At 71.7% G+C, this 23284-nt stretch carries 21 protein-coding genes; 10 read left to right on the top strand and 11 right to left on the bottom strand.

Annotated elements, in window-relative coordinates; all coding sequences use genetic code 11:
• Positions 1-59: 59 nt before the first annotated feature.
• Complete coding sequence (locus BJ992_RS19150; protein WP_184982907.1) at positions 60-569, top strand: RICIN domain-containing protein; 510 nt, start codon at positions 60-62, stop codon at positions 567-569.
• A gap of 120 nt (positions 570-689) precedes the next feature.
• Here the strand turns inward: BJ992_RS19150 and BJ992_RS19145 are convergent, their stop codons facing one another.
• Positions 690-3998: a S8 family serine peptidase gene (locus BJ992_RS19145; protein WP_343072748.1), complete on the bottom strand. Its 3309-nt coding sequence runs from the start codon at positions 3996-3998 to the stop codon at positions 690-692.
• Between the two features lie 358 nt (positions 3999-4356).
• Here BJ992_RS19145 and BJ992_RS19140 point away from each other — a divergent pair, with 358 nt between their 5' ends.
• Positions 4357-4611, top strand: coding sequence for a Smr/MutS family protein (locus BJ992_RS19140; RefSeq protein WP_184982905.1), 255 nt, complete (start codon positions 4357-4359; stop codon positions 4609-4611).
• A gap of 8 nt (positions 4612-4619) precedes the next feature.
• On the opposite strand, the gene BJ992_RS19135 is transcribed toward BJ992_RS19140, so the two are convergent.
• Positions 4620-5021 (bottom strand): SRPBCC family protein, encoded by a 402-nt coding sequence (locus tag BJ992_RS19135; RefSeq protein ID WP_184982903.1) that lies wholly within the window; start codon positions 5019-5021, stop codon positions 4620-4622.
• A gap of 185 nt (positions 5022-5206) precedes the next feature.
• On the opposite strand from BJ992_RS19135, the gene BJ992_RS19130 reads away from it, so the two are divergent.
• From BJ992_RS19130 to BJ992_RS19120, 3 genes are all read left to right on the top strand, one after another.
• Positions 5207-5815: a pyridoxamine 5'-phosphate oxidase family protein gene (locus tag BJ992_RS19130; protein WP_184988499.1), complete on the top strand. Its 609-nt coding sequence runs from the start codon at positions 5207-5209 to the stop codon at positions 5813-5815.
• 171 nt (positions 5816-5986) lie between these two features.
• Positions 5987-6760 (top strand): cyclase family protein, encoded by a 774-nt coding sequence (locus tag BJ992_RS19125; protein WP_184982901.1) that lies wholly within the window; start codon positions 5987-5989, stop codon positions 6758-6760.
• Entirely contained in the window at positions 6757-8490 is a 1734-nt protein-coding gene (locus tag BJ992_RS19120; RefSeq protein WP_184982899.1) for a thiamine pyrophosphate-binding protein, read from the top strand. The genes BJ992_RS19125 and BJ992_RS19120 overlap by 4 nt, the downstream gene beginning before the upstream one ends.
• 10 nt (positions 8491-8500) lie before the next feature.
• On the opposite strand, the gene pruA is transcribed toward BJ992_RS19120, so the two are convergent.
• The gene (gene pruA, locus BJ992_RS19115) at positions 8501-10138 is read right to left on the bottom strand and encodes an L-glutamate gamma-semialdehyde dehydrogenase (RefSeq protein ID WP_184982897.1); all 1638 of its coding nucleotides are present in this window, start codon (positions 10136-10138) and stop codon (positions 8501-8503) included.
• 29 nt (positions 10139-10167) lie between these two features.
• On the bottom strand, positions 10168-11085 hold the full coding sequence (locus tag BJ992_RS19110; RefSeq protein WP_184982895.1) for a proline dehydrogenase family protein: 918 nt from the start codon (positions 11083-11085) through the stop codon (positions 10168-10170).
• A 94-nt stretch (positions 11086-11179) separates the two neighbouring features.
• Between BJ992_RS19110 and BJ992_RS19105 the strand changes: the two genes are divergently transcribed.
• Positions 11180-12238 carry a PucR family transcriptional regulator gene (locus BJ992_RS19105; RefSeq protein WP_343072747.1) on the top strand — a complete coding sequence of 353 codons (1059 nt, stop codon included), beginning with the start codon at positions 11180-11182 and terminating at the stop codon, positions 12236-12238.
• A 10-nt stretch (positions 12239-12248) separates the two neighbouring features.
• Here BJ992_RS19105 and BJ992_RS19100 read toward each other — a convergent pair whose 3' ends face one another.
• A complete protein-coding gene (locus BJ992_RS19100) occupies positions 12249-13304 on the bottom strand; it encodes a glycoside hydrolase family 16 protein (RefSeq protein WP_184982891.1) in 1056 nt (351 codons plus the stop codon).
• A 171-nt stretch (positions 13305-13475) separates the two neighbouring features.
• On the opposite strand from BJ992_RS19100, the gene sthA reads away from it, so the two are divergent.
• A complete protein-coding gene (gene sthA / locus BJ992_RS19095; RefSeq protein ID WP_184982889.1) occupies positions 13476-14879 on the top strand; it encodes a Si-specific NAD(P)(+) transhydrogenase in 1404 nt (467 codons plus the stop codon).
• A 118-nt stretch (positions 14880-14997) separates the two neighbouring features.
• Here sthA and BJ992_RS19090 read toward each other — a convergent pair whose 3' ends face one another.
• Positions 14998-16188, bottom strand: a complete 1191-nt coding sequence (locus tag BJ992_RS19090) for a glycosyltransferase (protein ID WP_184982887.1) — start codon at positions 16186-16188, stop codon at positions 14998-15000.
• A gap of 155 nt (positions 16189-16343) precedes the next feature.
• A complete protein-coding gene (locus BJ992_RS19085; RefSeq protein ID WP_184982885.1) occupies positions 16344-18230 on the bottom strand; it encodes a SpoIIE family protein phosphatase in 1887 nt (628 codons plus the stop codon).
• A gap of 131 nt (positions 18231-18361) precedes the next feature.
• On the opposite strand from BJ992_RS19085, the gene BJ992_RS19080 reads away from it, so the two are divergent.
• Positions 18362-19093: a GAF and ANTAR domain-containing protein gene (locus BJ992_RS19080; protein ID WP_246496716.1), complete on the top strand. Its 732-nt coding sequence runs from the start codon at positions 18362-18364 to the stop codon at positions 19091-19093.
• Positions 19094-19115: 22 nt separating this feature from the next.
• Here BJ992_RS19080 and BJ992_RS19075 read toward each other — a convergent pair whose 3' ends face one another.
• Positions 19116-19484: an STAS domain-containing protein gene (locus tag BJ992_RS19075; protein WP_343072746.1), complete on the bottom strand. Its 369-nt coding sequence runs from the start codon at positions 19482-19484 to the stop codon at positions 19116-19118.
• A gap of 227 nt (positions 19485-19711) precedes the next feature.
• Here BJ992_RS19075 and BJ992_RS19070 point away from each other — a divergent pair, with 227 nt between their 5' ends.
• Positions 19712-20491, top strand: a complete 780-nt coding sequence (locus tag BJ992_RS19070; RefSeq protein WP_184982881.1) for a SigB/SigF/SigG family RNA polymerase sigma factor — start codon at positions 19712-19714, stop codon at positions 20489-20491.
• Positions 20492-20731: 240 nt separating this feature from the next.
• Positions 20732-21175, top strand: a complete 444-nt coding sequence (locus BJ992_RS19065; RefSeq protein ID WP_343072745.1) for an ATP-binding protein — start codon at positions 20732-20734, stop codon at positions 21173-21175.
• A gap of 274 nt (positions 21176-21449) precedes the next feature.
• Here BJ992_RS19065 and BJ992_RS19060 read toward each other — a convergent pair whose 3' ends face one another.
• The 3 genes from BJ992_RS19060 to BJ992_RS19050 all read right to left on the bottom strand — a co-directional run bounded on the left by BJ992_RS19060 (position 21450) and on the right by BJ992_RS19050 (position 23223).
• Positions 21450-21641, bottom strand: coding sequence for a hypothetical protein (locus tag BJ992_RS19060; RefSeq protein ID WP_184982879.1), 192 nt, complete (start codon positions 21639-21641; stop codon positions 21450-21452).
• A gap of 2 nt (positions 21642-21643) precedes the next feature.
• Positions 21644-22456, bottom strand: a complete 813-nt coding sequence (locus BJ992_RS19055; protein WP_184982877.1) for a hypothetical protein — start codon at positions 22454-22456, stop codon at positions 21644-21646.
• Positions 22457-22518: 62 nt separating this feature from the next.
• Positions 22519-23223, bottom strand: a complete 705-nt coding sequence (locus BJ992_RS19050) for a hypothetical protein (RefSeq protein ID WP_246496714.1) — start codon at positions 23221-23223, stop codon at positions 22519-22521.
• Between the last annotated feature and the right edge of the window lie 61 nt (positions 23224-23284).

Here is a 23284-nt window from a genome sequence, read left to right as displayed (position 1 = left end):
AATACCGTTCATTTCGCCAACCGGTACAACCGGGAAACTTCCAAAAGGGGGAAAGCGAAATGCGCGTGTTCAAGAAGGTCATGGCGGTCGGAGCGCTGGTGGTCGCGGGGCTGCTGGCCGGCACCGGTGGCCAGGCCCAGGCGGCGGCGGGATCGTTCACCGTCCGGCTCCTCCCGTCGTCCAACCGGTTCATCTTCATGGACGTCCAGCAGGGCTCCACGGGGGACGGCGCGCCGATCATCGTCTGGCCGTTGTCGGGGGACAACCAGGTCTGGACGTTCGAGCCGGTCGGCACGAACCTCTACATGATCAGGAACAAGCACAGCAACAAGTGCATCCAGACCAGCGGCGTGGCCGGCGACCAGCTCGTCCAGTGGAACTGCCACAACAGGCCCAACCAGCTCTGGAGCACGGGGCTGAGCCCGCTGCCGTTCGTTCCCTCCGCCATCGTGAACCCGGCGACCGGCCTGGTCATGGACGTCAGCGGTGGCGGCGGCCAGGGCTCGGCGGTCATCGGGTGGCCCTCGAACGGCGGACTCAACCAGTCGTGGTTCACCGCCGCCGCCTGACCCACGCGGGCCATGCCGTGACGGGGGCCCCGACATGAGAACGGGTCCCGCGGAGACGATCCGCGGGACCCGTTTCTCGTGCGTGTCCCGGGCCGGTGGGTCACCGGCCCGGGACGCGGCTCACTGGACGGTGATCTTGTCCACTTCCAAGGTGATGCCCTTCACCTGGTCGGTGGACGTGGCGGTGGTGATGGAGCCGACGCCGGAGGAGACTCCCTTCACCTTCATGGTGTAGGTGAGGGTGCCGCCGGGTGCGCCGGGAATGCTGGTGACGCGGTAGTCGGTGACCGGCGGGCCGCTGATCTGCGCGCCGGCCGTGCCTTCGTTGTTCTCGGCGCCGACGGTGAGGCCGTAGGCCGCGCCGGGGTCGCCGGGGAGGTTGCCCGGGTCGTAGCTGTAGGTGATGTCCTCGGCGCCGTTGACGCCGATCCACTGCTGGAACACCTTCAGGCTGGTGGTGCCCCATAGGTACAGGCGCCACTCGATGACGAGCCACGTGTCGACGCCGTCGGTCAGCGTCGCCACGTAGATGCCGGGTGCGCCGGTGCCGTTCAGGTCGGTCCAGTACGGCGCGAGCGTGTTGTTCGGCGGCGTCGGGTCCGGCAGGGTCTGCGGGACGTAGTCGACGTCGGCCGAGCTCGTCGTCCCTCCGGCGACCGAGTAGCCGTTGGAGGTGATGCCGATCCTGGTGTACGTCTGGCCCGCGTAGACGTAGCCGGGGACGTTGTAGTTGAGCGCCTGCTCGTCCCCGACGGCCACCGGCGTGATGCCGAACGCGTCGAGCGGCAGGTAGCCGGCCGGACCGGTACCGGGTGCGATCGCCGGCTTGTCGGGCTGGCGGCCCGCGAGGTCGGCGGTGACGGTCGCGATCTGCGTGCCGACCTTGGTGGCGCCGGTGACGCTGTTGAGACGCAGCTTGCTGTCCAGGGTGGACAGCGCGGTCACCTTGGTGTTGTTCAGCGTGGTGTTCTGCACGCTCACGGTGCAGGTCGACTCACCGGTGTTCTTCGCGATGGTGGACGGCGCGCAGGTCTGGTCGATCGGCACCGCGCCTTCCTTGCGGAAGAACGCGACCGGCAGGTGCAGGTCGCGGCTGCCGCCGACCTGCTTGAGGTCGACCTGACCGAAGTACTGTCCCTCGGGGAGGTCGGGTGCGGTGATCACCACGGTGAGGTCGGCCGTCTTGCCGGGCTTCACCGAGAACAGCGGCGGCAGCACCGTGATGTTGGCCCCGCTCGGCGCCTTGCCGGTGGCGGTGTAGGCGAGCGTCTTGTCGGTGACGTTCTTGACCTTGCGCTTGGCGGTGATGATGCCCGGCATGACCGGCGCGTTCACCGACGGCACGTTCAGGTCGATGCGGTTCAGCGGGTCGGTTGCCGAGGCCGCGTACTTGGCCGCGGTCTCGTCCAGCGTCAGGCCGGGGTCGCCGGCCTTGGTCAGGTCGATGCGGCCGCCGCCGTGGTCGAAGGGGTCGGCCGGGGTGACCCGGTCCTCCTTCTTGACGCCGGTGTTCTTGGCGGTCGTCTCCAGCGCCGACTTGACCTGGCCCGGCGTCCAGTCCGGGTGCAGGGCGAACAGCAGGGCCGCGGCGCCTGCCACGTGCGGCGCGGACATCGAGGTACCCGCGATCACCTGGTAGAGGTTCCCCGGAGGGCCTTCGAGCGGGGACTCGGGGGTCGGCGTGTGACCGGCCAGGATGTGCAGGCCCGGTGCGGTGACGTCCGGCTTGAGGAAGTCTCCGGCGGGGCCGCGCGAGGAGAACGACGTGATGACGTCACCCTGCCACGTCGTCTTGGCCCCCTGCGCGAACTGCGCCTTGGCGCCGGGGTTGGCGGCGAGGAAGTTCAGCAGGGTGGTGCTGTCCGGCTGGTCGATGTGCACCGTCGGCAGCCAGTGGTTGTCGGTCATCACGTCGAGCGGTGTGGAGTTGTACAGGATCATGCCGGCCGCGCCGCCCTGCCTGACCGAGAAGCCCTTCAGCACGCGGTTCGGGCCACGCTGACAGGCGACGATCTTGCCGGTGAACAGTCCCGGCGGCGCCGGGGTGAGGCACAGCGCGTCGTTGTACGGCGGCGCCGCGGCCGAGACGATCGGCAGCGCCGACGGGACACCCGCGGTGACGGAGGCGCCGGACACGGTGGCGGTGGCGCCGCCGGTGCCGGTGAGCGTGACCGTGGAGCGGAACGTCCGGCTCTGGGTGGAGGCGGCGACGGTGGTCACCCACGGGCTGTGGTGGTCGGTGGTCGCCGCGCCGGGACCGGCGTTGCCGGCCGAGGCGGCGACGAACACACCGGCGGCGTAGGCGTCGAGGAACGCCAGCTCCACCGGGTCGCTGTAGGGGTCGCTGCCACCGGAGATCGAGAAGTTGATCACCCGGACGCCGTCGAGGATGGCCCGCGCGACGGCCGCCGCGGAGTCCGACGGGAAGCAGCCCTCGGCGCCGCAGACCTTGTAGATCGACACCATGGCGGCGGGTGCGATGCCGGCGATGGGGCCTCGGCTGATGCCGAGCGGATTGGCGTCGGCCACCGGGCCGCCGGCCGCGGTGGTCGAGGTGTGCGTGCCGTGACCGTTGGAGTCACGCGCGCTGTCGGGGTACACCTCACCGCCGAACACGGCGTTGTAGGTGTCGATGAACGCCGCGCCGCCGATGAGCTTGCGGTTGCAGACGAAGACGTCGGAGGCCGGGGTCAGCGGGTTGTCACCGAAGTTGCAGGCACGTGGCGTGCCGTCCTTGGTGGGAGGCACGGCCGGCAGGTTGCCGGGGTCGGCGTACGACGGGTGCTCGGGCCAGGCACCGGAGTCCAGGCTGCCGAAGATCACACCCTTGCCGGAGCCGGCCTTGCCGCCGAGCTTGCTGTAGATCGTCGGCGCGCCGATGAAGTCGCCGCTGGAGTCGGTCAGCGGCTTCTGGAGCTTGTCCTCCTGGACCGCGGCCACCCCGGGGAGCTTCAGCAGCTCCACGGCCTTGTTGGCCGGCAGCCGCAGCGCGATGCCGCCGAAGACCGTGCGGAGCTTCTGGCCGACCCGCGCGCCGGGGACCTTCTTGCCGAGTTCGCCGACGAACTTGTTCTCGACGCCTTCGATGTACTTGGTGTACTCCTTGGCGGCCGTGCTCTTGAGGTCCAGGCTCTTACCGGTGGCCTGGGGACTTGTGGCGTCCAGGCCGTCCACGCCGCCCTTGTACCCGGCGAGGGAGTCGTAGTCGAGCTTGACCACGACGTTCACCGGGTCGGTCGAGGTGGCCTTGAACAGCGCCGTGTCGCTCTTGGCCAGCTTGCCGCTCGGGGACTTGGCCCCCTGGACGACGTCGGCCACGCTGAGCGGGGTCGCCTTCCACTTGCTGGTCGAGGCGGTCGCGGGCCCCGGGGTGGGGTCCGCGCTCGCCGGTACGGCCGGGCTCATGACGCCGACGACCGCGAGGCTCACACCCACCGCCGCGACGCGGCGCGTTCGGGTTAAAAAAGCGGGCAGGGACTTGCTAGGCACGACACCTCCTGGAGAGCCGCTCGGACTCGCCGCCTCAGGGCATGGAGGAGTCGTCACCCGTCGACGGGCACGGGAAGAGACCCCGCCCTCCCCGTCGGGCGACATTGCGCCGGGTGGCCCTCTCCAAAGGCACCCGGCACGTGAGGGAGTCTAGATGCGATGCCAGCCCCCGCCTAGATCAGTACAAGCACTGAACTGCGGCAATATGTGACCAAAAACGGACTCGTTCCGGTTAAACGCTGTGATCGGCGCAGTTAGGAGAACGTTCCAAAACGCCAAGGTGCGTACAATCGGCCGCGTGAAGCTGAAGCTCGATCTCCACGACATCTATAACAAGGGCGACCAGATCGACCGAGCCCTCCACGGCATCATCCAGGAGGCCATCCGCGTCAAGGCCACCGAGGTCGAGATCATCCCCGGCAAGGGCTCCGGCCAGCTCAAGAAGAAGGTGCTCCGCTTCCTGGACCAGAAAGAGATCAAAGCCCTCTACCACCGCATCGACAAGGACGCCAAGAACCACGGCCGCCTGTTCGTGTACTTCCGCTGGAAGTGACCGGCCGGTCAGCCGCCGGCTTCGAGGATGTGCTTGAGCCTGGCGAGGTCGGCCTGGACGAGGCCGGCGTCGCGGGTGAGGTCGTCGTCGCTCATGCCGGGGAGGCGGCGCAGGGTGAAGACCACCTCGCAGGCGTCGCCGTCGGGGATGACACGCATGGGGATGTGCACGACCTCGCCGGACGGGAGCGTGACGTCGTGGTCGAGCACGCCGAAGTCGTTGCGTTCGGCGAAGGCGAAGCCGGCCCGGCCCGCCGGGGTGCGCACGTACCACCGGCCGTCCTCGTGCTCCACCGAGTCACCGAGGCCCGGAGCCCACGCGGGGAGGTGGGCCGGGTCCGACGTGTAGCCGTACACGTCGGCCGCCTGCCGGTCGATCCGCTCGCTGATGTGCCGCGACTGCGAAGCCATGCCGGCCATCCTGCCGCAGCGCCGCCACGCCGCTCGAACCGGGGCCCGCGGCGATCACGCGTCCGTGTCAGGCCGGAGGGCTCGGGTTAGTGTTGACGGCAGTTTCCCGTCCCTAGCCGAGGAGACCTGCCGTGACCGTCACCCCGGAGATCGCCGAGATCACCTCACAGGCCGAACTGCGCGAGATGATCGGGGCCCCCGTCCCCCGCGCGATCACCAAGGAGCGCGTCGTCCTGCACGACCGCGACAAGGAATGGCTGTCCCTGTCCCCTTTCTGCCTCATCGCCACCGCCGGCGCCGACGGCACCTGCGACGTGTCCCCGAAGGGCGACCCACCCGGCTTCACCCTGGTCCTCGACGACACCACCATCGTCATCCCCGACCGTCCGGGCAACCGCCGCGTCGACAGTTTCCTCAACATCCTTGAGAACCCGCACATCGGCCTCATCTACCTCATCCCCGGCCGCACCGAGACCCTGCGCGTCAACGGCCGCGCGCGGCTGGTCCGCGACGCGCCGTTCTTCGACCAGCTGACCGTCAAGAACCACCGGCCCCGCCTCGCCGTGATCGTGGACATCGAGCAGATCTTCTTCCACTGCGCCAAGGCCTTCCTCCGCTCCGGCCTGTGGAACCCCGAGACCTGGGACCCCGACGCGCTCCCCTCTCACGCCGAGATCGTCAGCAGCATGCCCGAGACCACCGAGTCCCTGGCCGAACTCCAGCGCTACTACGGCCCCGAGTACGCCAACAAGCTCTACGTCCAGCCCGAACGCCTGCCCCTGTCCACCGACTGACCCCTGCCGTCCGCGCTGTGGGACCGGCGGTGTCCCGTACCGCGCTGTCCGGTAGCAGCCCGATCGGGGCAGATTGGGGTCGATGATGCCTGAGTGGCAGCGGATGGTGGCGGGAATCCCTCCGGCGCGGCAGGATCGGAGCGGGTCACCACGAAGCGGAAGGCAGAGCACATGGCGGTGTTGCGCGAACTTGTCGAGGCCATCAGGAGCGGGACGGTCGAGGTGGTCGACCTCACCGCGCCGCTGAGCGAGGCGACGCCGATCCTGATGCTGCCTGAGCCGTTCGGCAACACCGTGCCGTTCCGGCTCACCGAGATCAGCCGGTACGACGACCGCGGGCCCGCGTGGTACTGGAACGACATCACCACCGGCGAGCACACCGGCACCCACTTCGACGCGCCGGTCCACTGGGTCACCGGCAAGGACGGCGAGGACGTCGCGCAGGTCCCGCCGGCGCGGCTCATCGGCCCCGCCGTGGTGCTCGACTTCGCCGCCGAGGCGGCGGCCGACCCCGATTTCCTGCTCCAGATCGGCCACGTCAAGGAGTGGGAGAGCGTCAACGGACCGCTGCCGGACGGCGGCTGGCTGCTGTACCGCACCGGCTGGGACAGCCGCGCGCAGGATCAGGGTGAGTTCCTCAACGCGAACGAGACGGGGCCGCACACCCCCGGCATCTCGGTGGAGTGCGCCAGGTGGCTCGCGGAGGAGACCCCGATCGCGGGGCTCGGCGTGGAGACCGTCGGCACCGACGCCGGGGCCGCGCACTCCTTCGACCCGGCGTTCCCCTGCCACTCGTTCCTGCTCGGCGCCGGCAAGTACGGACTGACCCAGTTGCGCAACCTCGACCGGCTGCCGGTCACCGGCGCGGTCGTGGTGGCGCCGCCGCTGCCGATCGTCGGCGGGTCCGGCAGCCCGGTCCGGGTGCTCGCGCTCGTCGAACGATGATCGTCGCGCGGGCCGTCGGCGCGGCGCTCGCGGGGCTCGGCGTCCGCACGGTGTTCGGCGTGGTCGGCAGTGGCAACTTCCACGTCACCAACGCGCTCACCGAGCACGGGGCCCGGTTCGTCGCCGCGCGGCACGAGGGTGGCGCCGCCACCATGGCCGACGCCTACGCCAGGCTCAGCGGCGAGACCGGTGTGCTCACCGTCCACCAGGGCCCCGGCCTGACCAACGCGCTCACCGGCGTCACCGAGGCCGCCAAGAGCCGCACCCCGCTGCTGATCCTCGCCGCCGAGGCCGACCAGCCGCGCTCCAACTTCCACATCGGCCAGAGCGCGCTCGCCGAGGCCGTCGGCGCGGTCGCCGTCCGGCTGGAGTCGGCCGGTACGGCGGTCGCCGACGCGGTCCGCGCCTACCGGCTGGCCACAGGGGAACGGCGCACCGTGCTGCTGAACATGCCTCTGGCCGTCCAGAGCCAGGAGACGACGTGGCGGCCAGGCACCGCCGTACCCGGAGGTCCGCCGGGGGCCGGCCCGGTGGACGGCCCGGTGGACGGCCCGGCGGACGGCGGCACGGTCGTGGCGCGCGGTGCGGTCCTGGACGGCGGTGCGGCTGTGGACGGCGTGTCCGCCGCTCCTGAGCCGTCCGCCGAGTCCGCGCGTGCCCTGGCCGGGTCGCTCGCCGGAGCGCGGCGACCGGTGTTCATCGCGGGACGCGGCGCGAGGCGGGCCAGAGCCGAGATCGAGGCGCTGGCCGACCGCGCCGGCGCGCTGCTCGCCACCTCGGCCGTCGCGCGCGGCCTGTTCAACGGGTCCCCCTGGGACCTCGGCGTCGGCGGCGGGTTCGCCTCACCGCTCGCCGCCGAGCTGATCCGCGGCGCCGACGTCGTGGTGTCCTTCGGCTGCGCGCTGAACATGTGGACCACCCGGCACGGCGCACTGATCGGCCCGTCCACCACCGTCGTCCAGGTCGACACCGACCCGGCGGCCCTCGGCGCGCACCACCGCGCCGACCTGACCGTCACCGGCGACGCCGCCGCGACGGCTCGCGCCGTCACCGCCTTGCTGGCCGAGAGCCCCGGCCGGCGCACCCCCGAGCTGGCCGCGCGCATCGCCGGTGAGATCGCCTGGCGGGATGTGCCGTACACCGACACCACCGGCGGCGGCCGCATCGACCCCCGCACCCTGTCCATCGCACTGGACGACCTGCTGCCGGCCGAGCGCGTGCTCGCCGTGGACTCCGGCAACTTCATGGGATACCCGTCGATGTTCCTGTCCGTCCCCGACGAGAACGGCTTCTGCTTCACCCAGGCCTTCCAGTCGGTCGGCCTCGGCCTCGCCACCGCGATCGGCGCGGCACTGGCCCGTCCCGGCCGCCTTCCCGTGGCGGCCCTCGGCGACGGCGGCGCGCTGATGGGGATCGCCGAGCTGGAGACGGTCGTCCGCCTCGGCCTCCCCATGGTCATCGTGATCTACGACGACGAGGCGTACGGCGCCGAGGTCCACCACTTCGGCCCGCACGGCCACCCGCTGGACCACGTGCGCTTCCCACCCGCCGACCTCGCCGCCATCGCGCGCGGCTTCGGCTGCGACGCCGTGACCGTGACCTCCGCCGCCGACCTCACCCCCGTGACGACCTGGCTGGACGGCCCCCGCGACCGTCCCCTCCTGATCCACGGCAAGGTCACCGCCGACCACCCCTCCTGGTGGCTGGAGGAGGCCTTCCGGGGCCACTAGAGCTCACGGCTCACATGGGGATGTCGCCGCGGTACGGCCCGGTGATCGGCTTGAGGGCCAGGGTCTCCTTGACGGAGCGGGGGCTGGTCCAGCGGATCAGGTTGTAGATGGAGCCGGCCTTGTCGTTGGTTCCCGAGGCGCGTGCGCCGCCGAAGGGCTGCTGGCCGACGACGGCGCCGGTGGGCTTGTCGTTGACGTAGAAGTTGCCGGCGGCGAAGCGGAGGCGCTGGGTGGCCTGCTCGATGGCGTAGCGGTCGCGCGCGATGACCGAGCCGGTCAGCGCGTACGGGGAGACGCTCTCCATCTGGTCGAGAACGGTGTCGTAGCGGTCGTCGTCGTACACGTGGACGGCGAGGACGGGGCCGAAGTACTCCTTGACGAAGACCTCGTCGGCGGGGTCGGTGCCGGTGAGCACGGTGGGCCGCACGAAGTAGCCGGTGGTGTCGTCGTAGGAGCCGGTGAGGACCTCGATGGAGGAGGTGGTCCTGGCGCGGTCGATGGCGGCCTTGTTCCTGGCGAAGGACCGCGCGTCGATCACGGCACCCATGAACGTCGACAGGTCGGCGGCGACGTCGCCGACGCTCAGCGACTCGGCGGCGCCGACCAGGTCGTCCTTGATCCGCGTCCACAGCGACCTCGGGACGTACGCGCGGGACGCCGCCGAGCACTTCTGGCCCTGGTACTCGAACGCGCCGCGCACCAGCGAGGGGATCAGCACCGCCGGGTCGGCGGAGGAGTGGGCCACCACGAAGTCCTTGCCGCCGGTCTCGCCGACCAGCCGCGGGTAGCTCCGGTACGTCGCGATGCCGGCGCCGACCGTGCTCCACAGGTGCTGGAAGGTGGCCGTGGACCCGGTGAAGTGGATCCCGGCGAGCTCGGGGTGGGTCACCGCGGCCTCCGACACCCCGGCGCCGTTGCCGGTCACCATGTTGATGACGCCGGGTGGCAGGCCGGCCTCCTCCAGCAGCCGCATGGTGTGGTGCGCGGCGAACTGCTGGGTCGGCGACGGCTTCCACACCACGACGTTCCCCATCAGCGCGGCGGACGCCGGCAGGTTGGCGGCGATGGCGGTGAAGTTGAACGGTGTGATCGCCAGCACGAAACCTTCGAGCGGCCGGTACTCCATGCGGTTCCACACACCGGGGGACGAGATCGGCTGCTCACCGAGGATCCGCCGCGCGAAGGCCACGTTGAACCGCAGGAAGTCGATCAGCTCGCAGGCCGCGTCGATCTCGGCCTGGTGCGCCGACTTGGACTGGCCGAGGATGGTCGCGGCGTTCAGCGTCGCGCGCCACGGCCCCGCCAGCAGGTCCGCGGCCCGCAGGAAGATCGCCGCGCGCTCGTCGAACGGCAGCGCGCGCCACGCCGGGGCCGCCGCCAGCGCCGCGTCGACCGCGGACCGCACGTCCGCCGCGGAGGCGTCGCCGGTGCGGCCGAGCACGTGGCCGTGGTTGTGCGGCTGCACGACGTCGATCAGCGGGCCGGACGCCATGCGCCGCTCCCCGCCGATGGTCATCGTCAGCTCGGCGGGCCCGCCGCCGGACAGCTCCTTGACGCGGCTCTCCAGTGCGGCCCGGTCGGCGCCACCGGGAGGGTAGCCGCGTACCGGCTCGTTGGCCGGGACCGGGACGTTGCTGACGGCATCCATGGCAGACCTCACTTGAACGGAAGCAGGCGTCACTTGGAGCGGAGGGAACGCAGGAAGAAGGCGACGTTGGCGGGACGCTCGGCGAGGCGGCGCATGAAGTAGCCGTACCAGTCGTCGCCGTACGGCACGTACACGCGGACGGTGGCGCCGCCGCGGGCCAGCTCGGCCTGCTTGTCGGTCCTGATGCCGTACAGCATCTGGAACTCGAAGGAGCCACGTTCCCTGCCGTTGTCGTCGGCGAGCATCTCGGCGACGCCGATCAGCCGGTCGTCGTGCGTGGCGACCATCGGGTAGCCCTTGCCCTCCATGAGGACGCGCAGACACCGGACGTACGCGAGGTCCACCTCGTGCCTGCGGCGGAACGCCACACTCGCCGGCTCGGCGTAGGCCCCCTTGACCAGGCGCACCCGTGACCCCTCACGCGCGAGGTCGCGCAGGTCGCTCTCACTGCGCCGCAGGCACGCCTGCACGGCCACCCCGGTGGCGGGGAAGTCCGCGCGCAGGGACCGCAGCACCGACAACGTGGAGTCGACGGTGGTGTGGTCCTCCATGTCCAGTGTCACGGTGGTGCCGGCGTCCCGCGCGGCGGCGCAGATCTCCCCGGCGTGGTCGAGCGCCATCGCGTGGTCGAGCATCTGGCCGACCGCCGACAGCTTCACCGACACCTCGGCGCGCGTGCCGAGCCCGAGCGGCCGCAGCGCGTCCAGCATGGAGATGTACGCCTTGACCGCCTCGGCGGCGGCTCTGGCGTCCCTGGTCTCCTCGCCGAGGTGGTCCAGGGTGACCGTGAGACCGGCCCCGGTGAGCCGCCGGACGGCCGTGAGCGCGTCCCCGGCGTCCTCACCGGCCACGAACCGGTCCACGACCCGCCGGGTCACCGGGAAACCGGAGACCGCGCGGCGGGCCAGAGGGCTGCGCGACGCCGCGAGAAGTACCTGACCGAGCATGCTCACCAGCCTAAATCCGCAGTTCAACGGCATCCATCGACAGACGCCACGTCCGACGGCTACCCGCTTCATACAGATGTATGACAATGGAACGGTGGATTTGCAGGAACTGGTCGAGGACGTCGCGCGGGTGCTCGGCGCGCCGGCCACGCTGGAGGACCGGGCCTTCCAGCTCCTCGCGTACGCGGCGTACAGCGGGGACATCGAGGGGCAGATCGACACGGTGCGGCGGGACTCGATCCTGCGGCGGCGCGCGTCGGACGAGGTGCGGGCCTACTTCGAGGGCTACGGCATCGCGGCCGCCACCGGGCCGGTGCGCATCCCGGCCGACCGGGGGCTCGGGGTGCTGGCCCGGGTCTGCGTGCCGCTGCGGCACGGTGGCGTGACGTACGGGTACCTGTGGCTGCTCGACTCCGGCGACCTGGACGACGAGCGGCTGGCGCCGGCGGCGCCGATGGTGGAGCGCGCGGCGGCGGCGCTGGCCAGGGAGGCGCGCAGCCGCCAGGACCTCGGTGAGCGGCTGCGTGACCTGCTGTCGGCCGATCCCGAGGTGCGGGCCGCCTCCGGTCTCGACCTCACGCCGCCGGTCGCGGCGATCGCGGTGCGCAGCGCGTACGGCCGGGTGGCGCCGCTGTGGACGCTGCCGCGCGGTGTGCTCGCCGACCCCGGTGACCCGGTCACCGCGGTGTTGGCCCCGGCCCCGCAGGCCCGCGCGGTCGCCGCGACCGTGCGCGCGATGTACGGCACGGCGGCGGGGATCGGCGCGCCGCGCGACGACGGGAACGAGGTGTGGCGCAGCTGGCGGGAGGCGACGCTGGCGTTGCGCGCCGCGCAGCGGGTGCCGGCGTTCGCGCCGGTCGCCGAGTGGACGGCACTCGGCGCGTACCGGCTGCTGGTTCGCCTGTCACCCGCCGAGCTGACCGAGCTCGCCGCCGCCGGCGCGCCGCTGGACGCCGAGCTGGCCCGCACCGTCGAGGCGTACCTCGGCCACGGTGGCCGGGCCAGGGAGACGGCGCAGGCGCTCGGCGTGCACCGGCAGACCCTGTACTACCGGCTCGCCAAGGCCGGCCGCGTCACGGGCCTCGACCTCGCGAGCGGTGAGGACCGGCTCACGCTGCACCTGGCGCTGAAGGCCGCCACCCTGCTCGGCTGACCCGCTCCGGCTAGCTCAGCGCCGCGCCGCCGCCGCCCGTGCCGCTCGGAGCGCGGAACACCCGCACCCAGTCGACCCACATCGACACCGTCTTCGGGGTGGAGGCGTTCCGGCACGGCGACCACTCGTTGCACACCACGTCGTTCTGCAGGGTGAGCTGCATGGGCTGCGCGGGGACCAGTGACCCGGTGTAGTCCCACACCTGGCGGCCGTCCAGCCAGAACGTCAGCCGTCCCGGCAGCCAGTCGACCGCCACGGTGTGCCACTTGGTGAAGTCGGCGCGCATCAGGCTCTGCGCCTGCGGGGCCTCGCCGCGGTGGACGAACAGGCCGCTGGTCTGCCGGGTCGGGTCGATGACCTCCGCGAAGTTGACCTCGGCGTACCCGTCGGCGTCGTTCGCGGCCCACAGCAGCGCGACCAGGGAGTACCCCGCGCCGGCCTCGCCGCGGAAGCGGACCTCGTAGCGGCCGTAGGTCTGGCTCAGCGTGTTGGCGACGCCGCCGGAGAGGTCCTTGCCGCCGTAGAAGCCGCCGATCATGTGCAGTGTGCCGTCGTGCACGGTGGTGGCCTGGGAGGTGCGCGGGTTCACCTTGGCGTCGGGGGAGTGGTAGACCTCCCAGCGGCTCCGGTCGATCGCGGTGCCGTCGAAGTTCTCCACGAAGATCGGGTCACCCCACTTGGGGTCGGTACGCGGCGCGGGGCTCCCGGACGGGGGAGCGGACGCCGGCGGGGGAGCGGGCGGGGTGGACGCCGGTGGCCGCGGCGCGGGGGAGACCGGCCACGCCGTGGGGGTGGGGCCGCCGGTCAGGGGCGGCGAGCCCGGCACCCAGCCGCCTACCGGAGGCGGCGGCCTGTCGGGGCCCGCGGTCTCTCGGCTCCGCGGCGGGGGCTGATCCCAGGGGCGGCCGTACACAGGAGGCGCGTGCGGCGGGTACGACGGCGCCGCCTCACGCGCCTGCCCCCGGCCGGCCGGACGGACCGGATCGTGGCCGTCGGCGCCGGGGGTGGGACACAGGCTCAGCGTCGTCGCCGCCGCGACGATCAGATGTGCGGTACGAAACGCCATGGGCCCATGTAAGCAAGCGATGCGCCTCGATCACAGCGTTATCACCATTTGGTGTTCCATCACCGGTCAATTCCCCCGTCCGCTTTGGGACATCGGCCGGAAAAGGGCTGTTCACCCTGCGGCCGATCGCACAGCTTCCCGTATTCCGTCGTTAGCCGCACACTTAGCGTTGTGTCCGATTTCGAGGTTCTTGTACTGGGCTCCGGGCCCGGGGGTCAAAAAGCCGCCATCGCGGCCGCCAAACTGGAACGCCGCGTGGCGATGGTCGAACGACGCGACATGATCGGCGGAGTGTGCATCAACACCGGCACCATCCCCTCCAAGACGATGCGCGAGGCGGTGCTGTACCTCACCGGCCTCAACCAGCGTGAGATGTACGGCCAGAGCTACCGGCTGAAGGAGGAGATCACGATCGCCGACCTCACCACCCGCACCGCGCACGTGGTGGGGCGAGAGGTCGACGTCATCCGCAGCCAGCTCGTACGCAACCGGGTCAGCGTGCTGCCGGGCCTCGGCCGGTTCCTCGACCCGCACACCATCGAGGTGGTGGACGACCAGGGCAAAGAGGTCAAGGTCACCGCCGACAAGATCATCATCGCGACGGGCACCCGGCCGGCCCGGCCCGCCAGCGTCGAGTTCGACGACCGCACGGTCATCGACTCCGACGGCATGGTGCGGCTGGACCGCGTGCCGGACTCGATGGTGGTGGTCGGCGCCGGGGTCATCGGCATCGAGTACGCCTCCATGTTCGCCGCGCTCGGCACCAAGGTCACGGTGGTGGAGCGGCGCGACCGCATGCTGGACTTCTGCGACCTCGAAGTCGTCGAGGCGCTCAAGTACCACCTGCGGGACCTCGCGGTCACGTTCCGGTTCGGCGAGACCGTCGCGGCGGTGGAGCGGCGGGCCCGCGGCTGCGTCACCGTGCTGGAGAGCGGCAAGAAGATCCCCGCGGAGACCGTCATGTACTCGGCGGGCCGCCAGGGCATGACCGACGGCCTCGGCCTGGAGGCGGCCGGGCTCGGCGCCGACGACCGCGGCCGGATCGGCGTGGACGAGAACTACCGCACCGCGGTGCCGCACATCTACGCCGTGGGGGACGTCATCGGCTTCCCGTCCCTGGCCGCCACCTCGATGGAGCAGGGCCGCATCGCCGGCCACCACGCCTGCGGCGAGCCGATCAAGGCGCTGTCGCACCAGCAGCCCATCGGCATCTACACCATCCCGGAGATCAGCTTCATCGGGAAGACCGAGGACGAGCTGACCGGCTCGCACATCCCGTTCGAGGTCGGGGTGTCCCGCTACCGCGAGCTGGCCCGCGGCCAGATCATCGGCGACACCTACGGCATGCTGAAGCTGCTGGTGTCCCCCGAGGACCGCGCGCTGCTCGGCGTGCACGTCTTCGGCACCGGCGCCACCGAGCTGCTGCACATCGGCCAGGCCGTCATGGGCTGCGGCGGCACGGTGGACTACCTGGTGGACGCGGTGTTCAACTACCCGACCCTCGCCGAGTCCTACAAGGTGGCCGCGCTGGACGCCATGAACAAGATCCGCCGGATGGCCCGCTTCGCGGAGTGAGGCCGGCCTGCGAGAACCGGCCCGTGAGACCGGCGCCTGAGCCGGCCGCCGAGACCGGCCCCAGCATGACGGAAGGCCGCCGGGCCCGGACCCGGCGGCCTTCCGTCGTCTGCGGGGATCAGGCGGCTTCCGACTCCTCGGCCTCGGTGTCCAGGGCCTCCATGGGCTGGGCCTGACCGGTGGCGTGCTCGTACACCCGGACCAGCTCGCGCGCGATGCGCTCCAGCGCGTACCGGGACCTGGCCCGGTCGGCGCCGGCGAAGCCCATGGCGGTGCGGCGGGTCAGGTCGCCGAGCAGGCGGCGAGCGCGCAGAGCCAGCAGGGCCGGGTCGCCGGGACGGACCAGCAGACCGGTGACGCCGTCCACCACCGAGTCGGCGTGCGCGCCGACCGCGGTCGCGATGACCGGGACGCCGCAGGCCATGGCCTGCAGCGCGATCTTGCCCTCAGGTGCGGTGGCCGGCAGGGACAGCACGATGTCGGCGCCGCGCATCATCTTCGGCAGCGACGCCGGCGGCACCGAGGCGAGCAGCGTGACCCGGTCCTCGACACCGCATTCCTTGGCGAGGACGCGCAGCCGCTCGATGTACTCCTCGCCTGTGCCGTCACCGGCGACGACCAGCTCGGCGCCGGGGACGCCGTCCAGCGCGCGGATCGCGACGGCGGCGCCGCCTTCGGGGGCGAGCGAGCCGACGAACAGCAGCCGGGGGCTGTCGCCGTGCGGCGCGGCCGGGCCCTGCCGGCGGAAGCGCTCGACGTCCACGCCGTGCGGGACGACCACGATGTGGCCGCGCGGCACGCCGAGCCTGATCAGCTCGGCGGCCTCGGCGGCGCAGCTCGCCACCACCGCGTCGGCGCGGCGGCCGATCGCGCGCTCCACCCGCACGCGGGCCGCGGCGGCGCGGTCGGCGGCGGCGGTGCGGGTGATCGGCCGGCGGCGCGCGGCGCTGCCGAGCGCCGGGAAGCTCTGCACGAGCGGGATGCCGAGACCCTCGGTGGCGGCGACGGCGGCGAGACCACCGGTCCACGAGAAGGCGTGCACGACATCCGGCCGGTCCTTGCGCCACCGCGCCGCCAGGTGCGCGCTGAACTCGGCGATGTGCGGGGTCAGGTCGTGCTCGGCGAGGGGGTGCGCGGGGCCGGCGGCGACGTACTCGACGGTCACCTTGCTCGACGCCTTCACACGGGGCTTGCGGTCGGTGCCGTCACGGCGGGTGTAGACGGTGACTTTGTGGGCACCGGGGAACTCGCGGGCGATGGCCGGGAGGTCGGAGGGAAGTTCGTGCAGCGCGACAATGGCGATCTTCACGGCACACCTCAGGGTGGATCAGGCCTCATGGGCCGACGTGAGTCTGAGTGTGCCTGCGTCTTAGGCACGAAAAGAATACGTGAGTCAGTGTACCGATCTACCGAGCGCTGCAAACCCCTTTGCGGAAAAAAAATTCCCGAATCCGTCTACCCGGGTCAGCGCACCCTACGCAGCGCGAACACCGTCGTCTCGTCCAGCACCTGGCCGCCGCAGAACGCCAGGTGGTCGTCGTCGACGGCCTTCACCACGGCCGCCGCGGCCTGGCCCGAGCACCGCGTGAGCACGTCGGTGAGCCGTCCCTCGCCGTACGGCAGCTCGGCCTGACCGGCGCGGCCCCGCGAACCGGCGAGCCCGTCGGAGTACAGCACCAAAGTCTCCCCCTGCGCCAGCGCGACCTCCTCCACGGGGAACTCGGTGCCGGTCTCGATGCCGAGCGGCATGCCGCCACCCTCGGTGAACCGCACGCCGCCGTCGCCGCGCAGCACCGCAGGCGCGTGGTTGCCGGCCGACGCCAGGCGCACCCGGCCCGCACGGCCCTTGGCCGGGACGAACCCGGCGGCCACCATGACGAACATGCCGGTGTCCTGCGCCACCAGCGCGTCGTTGAGCCGGGCCACCACCGCGCCGGGGTCGTTCTCGCCGGCGCCGAGCGCGCGCAGGCCGCCGCGGATCATCGCGGTCACCGACGCCGCCTCGTCCCCCTGGCCGACGACGCCGCCGACCGCGAAACCCCAGCCGTCCTTGACGCGGTACACGTCGTAGAACTCGCCGCCGACCGCACGCGGCCCCGCTCCCTCGTGGTAGGCGGCCGCGGTCTCGTACCCCGGCAGGTCAGGCACGGTGCGGGGGAGCACCCCGGTCCTGAGGGTGTCGGCGGCCTGTGACCGGCTCTGGAAGATCCGCTGGGCCCGCAGCGCGAGGCCGATGTGCGCGCCGGCGTCCTCCATCAGCGCGAGGTCGGCCAGACCGAACGGCGGCCTGTCGCGCAGCCGCACCAGCGTGATCGCCCCCTGTGTCTCGTCCCCGGCCGTGATCGGCACGCTGAGCATCGACCCGGCGCGCATGGCGGTCAGCACGGGGGACCCGTCGGGGAGCACGCCGAGCAGGGACTCGTCCTCCACCATCTCGTGCACCACCCCGCCCTGGCCGGTCAGCGCTCTGGCGACCAGCGGCGCGGCCGTGGGGTCCACGCGTTCGAGCGACGCCACCAGGCGGCCGGTGGGCTGGCTGGTCGGGCCGATCACCAGGGACCGCCGCGCCACGCCGTCGCGCACCACGTCGGCCAGCACCCAGTCGGCGGTCTGCGAGGCCAGCAGGCGGCCCGCGCGGATCAGCGCGACCGGCTCGCTGAGGCTTTCCTCGTCCAGCAGCAGGCGGGTGAGCTGTGACATCAGCTCTCTGCGGCGTGCGGCCGCGATCACCACCGACTCCTCAGGGCCCTGCTCGTGGCCCTCCTCGCGTGCCGAGTCCGGCACCCGGACCTCGATGGGGAGCGCCATCGCGGCCACCATCTCCTGCCGCTCACCCGGCATGCGCAGCCGGGTCAGCACCAGCCGCACGTCGTGCGCGCGGCCCTGGTGGGTCAGCCGGGTCTGGAACGCCGCCGCCTCGCCGGTGTGCAGCACCGAGGTCAGGTGCGAGCGGAACGCGGCCCGCCGCGACACGTCCACGAGCAGGGGGAACGCGCGTCCGGTGAGGTAGCCGTCGGGGCTGCCGAGCAGACGGGAGGTCTCGGCGTTGACCCGCCGAACCGTGCCGGCCGAGTCCAGGACGGCGATCGGCACCGGCAGCGCGCGGTACAGCGTGCGCAGCAGCTTCAGCTCGCGGCCAGCGCCGCCGTCCTTGCCGCCGGACCGGCGGCGCGACCCGCCGAGCGCGGACTGCAGCAGCTCCCTGGCCAGTTCGAGCTCGGCGAGCGCGGCGTCGGCGGTGGGACCAGGGTCGTCCGGGTACGCCGCGCGCGCGTCGCGCAGCGACGCGATGCGGTCGGTGAGGTCGCTCAGCGACTGCTCCAGGGCCGGAAGATCGGTCGGGTCGCTCACTTGGGGTCCTTCGTGCGGCGTCTGTGGGGGGTGCGGCTCCCCGCTAGACGGTACGCCACCGGCCGGGCTCGAAGCGACGAAGCACCGGCCGTGTGGACTTAACCTGGCTTCCGAGGGAAGCGGTGGCCCACATGGAGACGATGCCGATGTTCAGTCCGGCGCTCGCCCGCGATCTGGCGGCGCTCGGCCGTGTGACCGAGGGAACCTCGATCGAGAGCGTCCTGAGAGGCATCACCACGGCCGTCGCGGTGGGGGTCCCCGGCTGCGCCGGCGGCACGGTGGAGCTGCGGCGCGAGGAGCGGCTCATGCTGGCCGCCTCCCACAGCGACCTGATCGCGCTGGTCGACCACGAGCAGGCCCTCGGCGAGGGTCCCTCGGCCGAGGCGCTGGCGACCGGACGCGACGTGCTGCTGCACGACGTGCTGCGCGACACCCGCTGGCCGCGTTACGCCGCCACCGCGGTGCGCCACGGCGTGCGGTCCACCCTGGCGCTGCCGGTCCGCATCGACGGCGCGATCCTGCTGCTCGGGCTGTACGCCGTGCGGCCCGGCGTGTTCTCCCCGGGGTCGGCGGGGCCGCTGTCGGCGCTGCTCACCGAGCATCTCACGGTGGCGCTCGCCAACATCTCCGACTACGACCACGTGCTCACCGACGCCGCTCAGCTCCAGGAGGCGCTGGCCGGCCGGTCGGTGATCGACCAGGCCAAGGGCATCATCATGCACGCGAGCGGCTGTTCGGCCGAGGCGGCGTTCGACGAGCTGCGCCGCCTGTCGCAGCATCACCAGGTCAAGGTGGCCGACCTCGCGCGGCTGCTGGTCACCGAGCACCAGAGCAAGCACGGCGGCGCCGTCCCCGAGGTCTGAGCCGGCCCCGGAGGGCCGGGCCTCAGGCCCGGAAGGCCGCCAGCGCCTGCTCCAGCGTGTCGTACAGCGGGAGCCGCTGCGCGAGACCGGTGACCCACATCACCCGCGAGTTCGAGTACTGCACACCGACCAGCGCGAAGTGGCCCTCGGCGGCCATGGTGCGCTGCCAGTGGTGGACGATCAGGCCGAGGGCCCGCGAGTCCATGAACGTCACACCCGACAGGTCGAGCACCAGGTCGGGGCCGTGCTCATCGGTGATCTCGGCCAGGCCGTCGATGAACTGGGTGCGTGTCGTCGCGTCGAGCACGCCGCTCACCCTGACCACGGGCACCCCGTCGGTGACCTTCGACTCAAGGGTCAGGGCCGCGCCTGCCCTGTCTGGAACGGTCACCACGTGCCTCCTCGCCGCTTCCCTCTGGCGCATGGCGCCGCCCCTCTTCGGGGGTCCATCGCAACATTACTGTTGCCCGGGGGGTAGCAATACTCTTGATTTTCGGGCAATACTGGATGCGAGGTCCAGCAGAGGGCCTCGTCTCGACAGTAGTACGCGAGGCGATGCCTGCTCTGCATGCACAGGGCCGGTCCCGCCTCGCCGCAGGGCATAAGAGGAGAGCAGCAATGGCTGCCGAGGACCGCATCTTCCCCCAGACCGACGTCACCGCCGAGGACCTGCTGCGTGAGCTCGCCGAGCCGGGCATCACCGAGGACCGCAAGGCTCGCCTGCGCGAGATGATCGTCGAGATGCACCTGCCCATGGCACGTGAGATCGCCCGCCGCTACCTGCACAGGGGCGAGCCCATGGAGGACCTGCTTCAGGCCGCCTACGTGGGGCTCATGAAGGCGATCAACGGGTTCGACGCCGAACTGGGGCACAGCTTCAGAGGCTATGCCATGGTCACCATGACGGGTGAAGTGAAGCGCCACTTCCGCGACCGCACCTGGGCCGTCCGGGTGCCGCGGCTGTACCAGGAGCGGCGTTCGGAGCTGAACCGGCTCGTCGCCGACTTCACCCAGGAGCTCGGCCGGTTCCCGACCGTCGCCGAACTCGCCAAGCGCATGGGGATCTCCGAGGAGGACATGCTCCTCACGATGGACGCGTCCGCCGCGTACAGCACCCTGTCGCTCGACGCCCCGATGGGGGCCGACGACGACGCCGCCGCGCTCGGCGACGTGATCCCCGACGAGGACGACGACCTCAGCACCCTGGTGGACCGCGAGGCCGTCAAGCCGCTCATCGACGGGCTGCCCGAGCGGGAGCGCAACATCCTGCTCCTGCGTTTCTACGGCAACCTGACCCAGGCCGAGATCGCGGCCGAGTTCGGCATCTCGCAGATGCACGTCTCACGGATCCTGCGCAAGGTGCTCGACCAGCTCCGCGCGCAGCTCGTGACCGCGTAACCAGATCGTTCTCACGGATCCGGCCGCCTTTTTGATTAGGCGGCCGGATCCAGGGCACTGAACGGCGTCGGGAGCCCGAATAACCATCCGCATACGGGGCACAGAACGGCGAGCAGGGGCAACGCGCAGGGCACCGTCACTGACGTCCTGGTATGGGGGGGTATCTTCATCGAAGTACGTGGGCGGCGCTATCGGGGTCACGCCCTGCCGTGTCTGATCGCTCTTGGAGGCGGTTATCGGGTGAACGAGGACCAGGTCCCGCATCCCCGTATCCGCGCGGACGGGGACTCGACCCCTCCCATCGGCACCGCCGTCTTCGAGATGACGTTCCGGGTGGGGGACCTCCCCGGCGTCCGTGACTTCGCCGCACTCCAGGCCCGCCGCGCCGGCATGCCGGAGAGCGCGGTCGGCGACTACCTGGTCGCCGTCAACGAGGTGGCCACCAACGCCGTGACCCACGGCACGTCCAAAGCCTGTATGCGCGTCTGGTGCGACGAGGGCGACCTGGTGGTGCAGATCCACGACGAGGGTCACTGGATCATCACCGACACCCCTGGCATGACCGCGCCGCACGACTACTCCACCAGCGGCATGGGCCTGTGGGTGGCCCGCCGCCTGGCCAAGGAGCTGACCCTCATCACCGGCCGCACCGGCACCCATCTGACCATGCGCTTCCCTTTGTGACTTCCGCCGTGGCGGCGGGGGAGAACCGTCGAGGCGCGCGCCGAAGGTCGTGTCCGCTGGACGCTGTCCGCCGCGCTGTCCCCCGCGCTGTCCCCCGCGATCCGCGCCACCCACCTCGTCACCTCCTGGAGGCCGCCTTCTCACGGCCCGGTCCTCGGGCCGTGCCTGACACTCGGAGAACATGAGAGGGCGCCGTCGCCGGGGGGCGACGGCGCCCTCTCTCTCACCGCGCGGGCCCGAGGCCCGGAAGGGCCCGCGCGGCAGGCTCAGCGGGTCACCGGCGAGCGCGGCGGTAGCCGCGCCAGTTGCCGCCGCCGACCGACGAGGTGCCGATGCCGCCCTGGTGCAGTGCGAGGAGGCACAGCCCGAGAGCCAGCAGTGCGGTGGTGGAGATCCCGATGCTCGTCCCGATGAGAGCGAACAGGAAGGCGATCCCGAAGACGATCGCCGCGGCGATGGCCAGCATGTCTACCTCGCGAGGTGTCGGGCCGGTCGGGAGTCCGATCCGGCGGGGTGGTCGGCGATTTCGGCGAGATCGTCGAGCAGGGAGCGGTACTCCCGCAGGGTGACGCGCAGGCGCTCGGTGTCACCCTGGTCGGCGTCCTTCCAGCGGTCGGTCAGCTCCTGCTTGCGCTTCACGACGCGGTCGAAGACCTCGTCCACGAGCTCGTCGGCCTGGCGCACGGCGTCGCGCGGGTCGTCGACGAAGCTCGCCTGCACCTCGCGCCACCGCTGCCGGAAGTCCACACCGTCGCCGGTCCCGGCGGGGGAGGCCGGCGGCACGACGTCCGGCACGTCCCCGTGGCCGGCGAGCACCGGCTCGGCCGTCACCGGCTCGGGGATCTCGGCCGCCGGAGCACTCAGGTCTCCGGGCCGGGGATGTTCGGACGGATCGGGGTAATCGGCCAGGTCGGCCGGCCGGTCACGCTCGGCGGCGTCGGCCTCGCCGGGCCCGTGCTCGGGGTCGGCGTCGAGGCCGGTCCCCGCGGTGGTCCCCGCGACCAGCACGTCGCTGTCGTGGCCGGGCCGGTGGACCTGGCCCGGCTTGTCGTCCGGGCCGATGCCGTCCACGTCGTCCACGCGTCCGTCCGGCCCGATGCCGTCGGGGTCGTCCACGCGTCCGTCGGGGCCGATGCCGTCGGGGTCGTTCACCCGGCCGGCCTCCTCGCGCACCCGGCCGTCCTCCTCGGCCGTCACCGGGTTCGCCGCGTCGCCGTCGTTCCCCAGCCGGTCGAAGTCGCTCTCACGGCCGAAAGCCGTTGCTTCGTCTCTGTCCTTCACCCCGGAGTTCCTCTCCCTGTCACCGTCGTCCGCCTGATCACGGCGATAAGGCTCCACCGCCGTCACCCCCTCTGCCCGTCGCGACCGGCGTCACGCGCGTCGGACGTCGCCGCTGTGTGCTCACGCGCGCGCTCGGCCGCCACGTCGGGCCGTGCGGCGGCGCGGTCCGCGGCGCCGTCGCCACGGTCGTGGTCCGCGACACCGTTCATGTGCTCGCGACCGGTGGTGCCGTGGCCGGTGCCGGCGCCGAGCAGTTCCTCGAACAGGGCCCGGTAGTGCACCATCGCCTGCCGCAGTTCCTCGGTGGACGCCTCCTGCCGCGCGGCGCGGCTGCTGATCTGGTGCGCCGTCCGGTAGTGGTCCATCGTCGCCCCGTGGGCCACCGACAGGTCGGCGACCTGCTGCTCGAAGCCCTCCGTCGGGTAGCCGCGGTCGGCCATCACCGACGTGACCAGGTGATCGGCCTCCGTGACGGCGAACCCCGGCGCGTCCACGAAGCGCTCCTGCACCTCGGTCCACTTCTTCGCGTACATCGAGCGAGTCTCGGGTGCGAGGTCCTTGATGTCGAGCTGCGCATGGCGCTGTTCCCGCTCGCGCAGGTCCTGCTCGGCCTCGCGCCGGCTCTCCCGTTCCTTGACGGCCCTTTCGTATTCCGGGCCGAAGCGCTCCTGCAACCGCCGCCTGCGCTGCTGCCTCGTGGCGAAGTATCCGACCGCGACGATCGCCACCACCACGGCAACAACAACGGCCACCCAAGTGATGGTCATGTCTGCCTCCGGGTCAAGTCGTGCTGCCTAACCACCCCCCGACTGCCCGAGAACCCCAGCT

Origin of the sequence: Sphaerisporangium rubeum, assembly GCF_014207705.1 — a bacterium.
In the GTDB taxonomy this organism is placed as follows: domain Bacteria; phylum Actinomycetota; class Actinomycetes; order Streptosporangiales; family Streptosporangiaceae; genus Sphaerisporangium; species Sphaerisporangium rubeum.
The sequence above is the reverse complement of the archived record's forward strand: the minus strand, read 5'-3'. Positions and strand labels throughout refer to the sequence as shown.

Coding starts and splice junctions, on each gene's coding strand:
- BJ992_RS19150 (WP_184982907.1), top strand. CDS start 60: ATGCGCGTGTTCAAGAAGGTCATGGCGGTCGGAGCGCTGGTGGTCGCG.
- BJ992_RS19135 (WP_184982903.1), bottom strand. CDS start 5,021: ATGGCTTCGCAGTCGCGGCACATCAGCGAGCGGATCGACCGGCAGGCG.
- BJ992_RS19130 (WP_184988499.1), top strand. CDS start 5,207: ATGATCGGGGCCCCCGTCCCCCGCGCGATCACCAAGGAGCGCGTCGTC.
- BJ992_RS19125 (WP_184982901.1), top strand. CDS start 5,987: ATGGCGGTGTTGCGCGAACTTGTCGAGGCCATCAGGAGCGGGACGGTC.
- BJ992_RS19120 (WP_184982899.1), top strand. CDS start 6,757: ATGATCGTCGCGCGGGCCGTCGGCGCGGCGCTCGCGGGGCTCGGCGTC.
- pruA (WP_184982897.1), bottom strand. CDS start 10,138: ATGGATGCCGTCAGCAACGTCCCGGTCCCGGCCAACGAGCCGGTACGC.
- BJ992_RS19110 (WP_184982895.1), bottom strand. CDS start 11,085: ATGCTCGGTCAGGTACTTCTCGCGGCGTCGCGCAGCCCTCTGGCCCGC.
- BJ992_RS19100 (WP_184982891.1), bottom strand. CDS start 13,304: ATGGCGTTTCGTACCGCACATCTGATCGTCGCGGCGGCGACGACGCTG.
- BJ992_RS19080 (WP_246496716.1), top strand. CDS start 18,362: ATGGAGACGATGCCGATGTTCAGTCCGGCGCTCGCCCGCGATCTGGCG.
- BJ992_RS19070 (WP_184982881.1), top strand. CDS start 19,712: ATGGCTGCCGAGGACCGCATCTTCCCCCAGACCGACGTCACCGCCGAG.
- BJ992_RS19060 (WP_184982879.1), bottom strand. CDS start 21,641: ATGCTGGCCATCGCCGCGGCGATCGTCTTCGGGATCGCCTTCCTGTTC.
- BJ992_RS19050 (WP_246496714.1), bottom strand. CDS start 23,223: ATGACCATCACTTGGGTGGCCGTTGTTGTTGCCGTGGTGGTGGCGATC.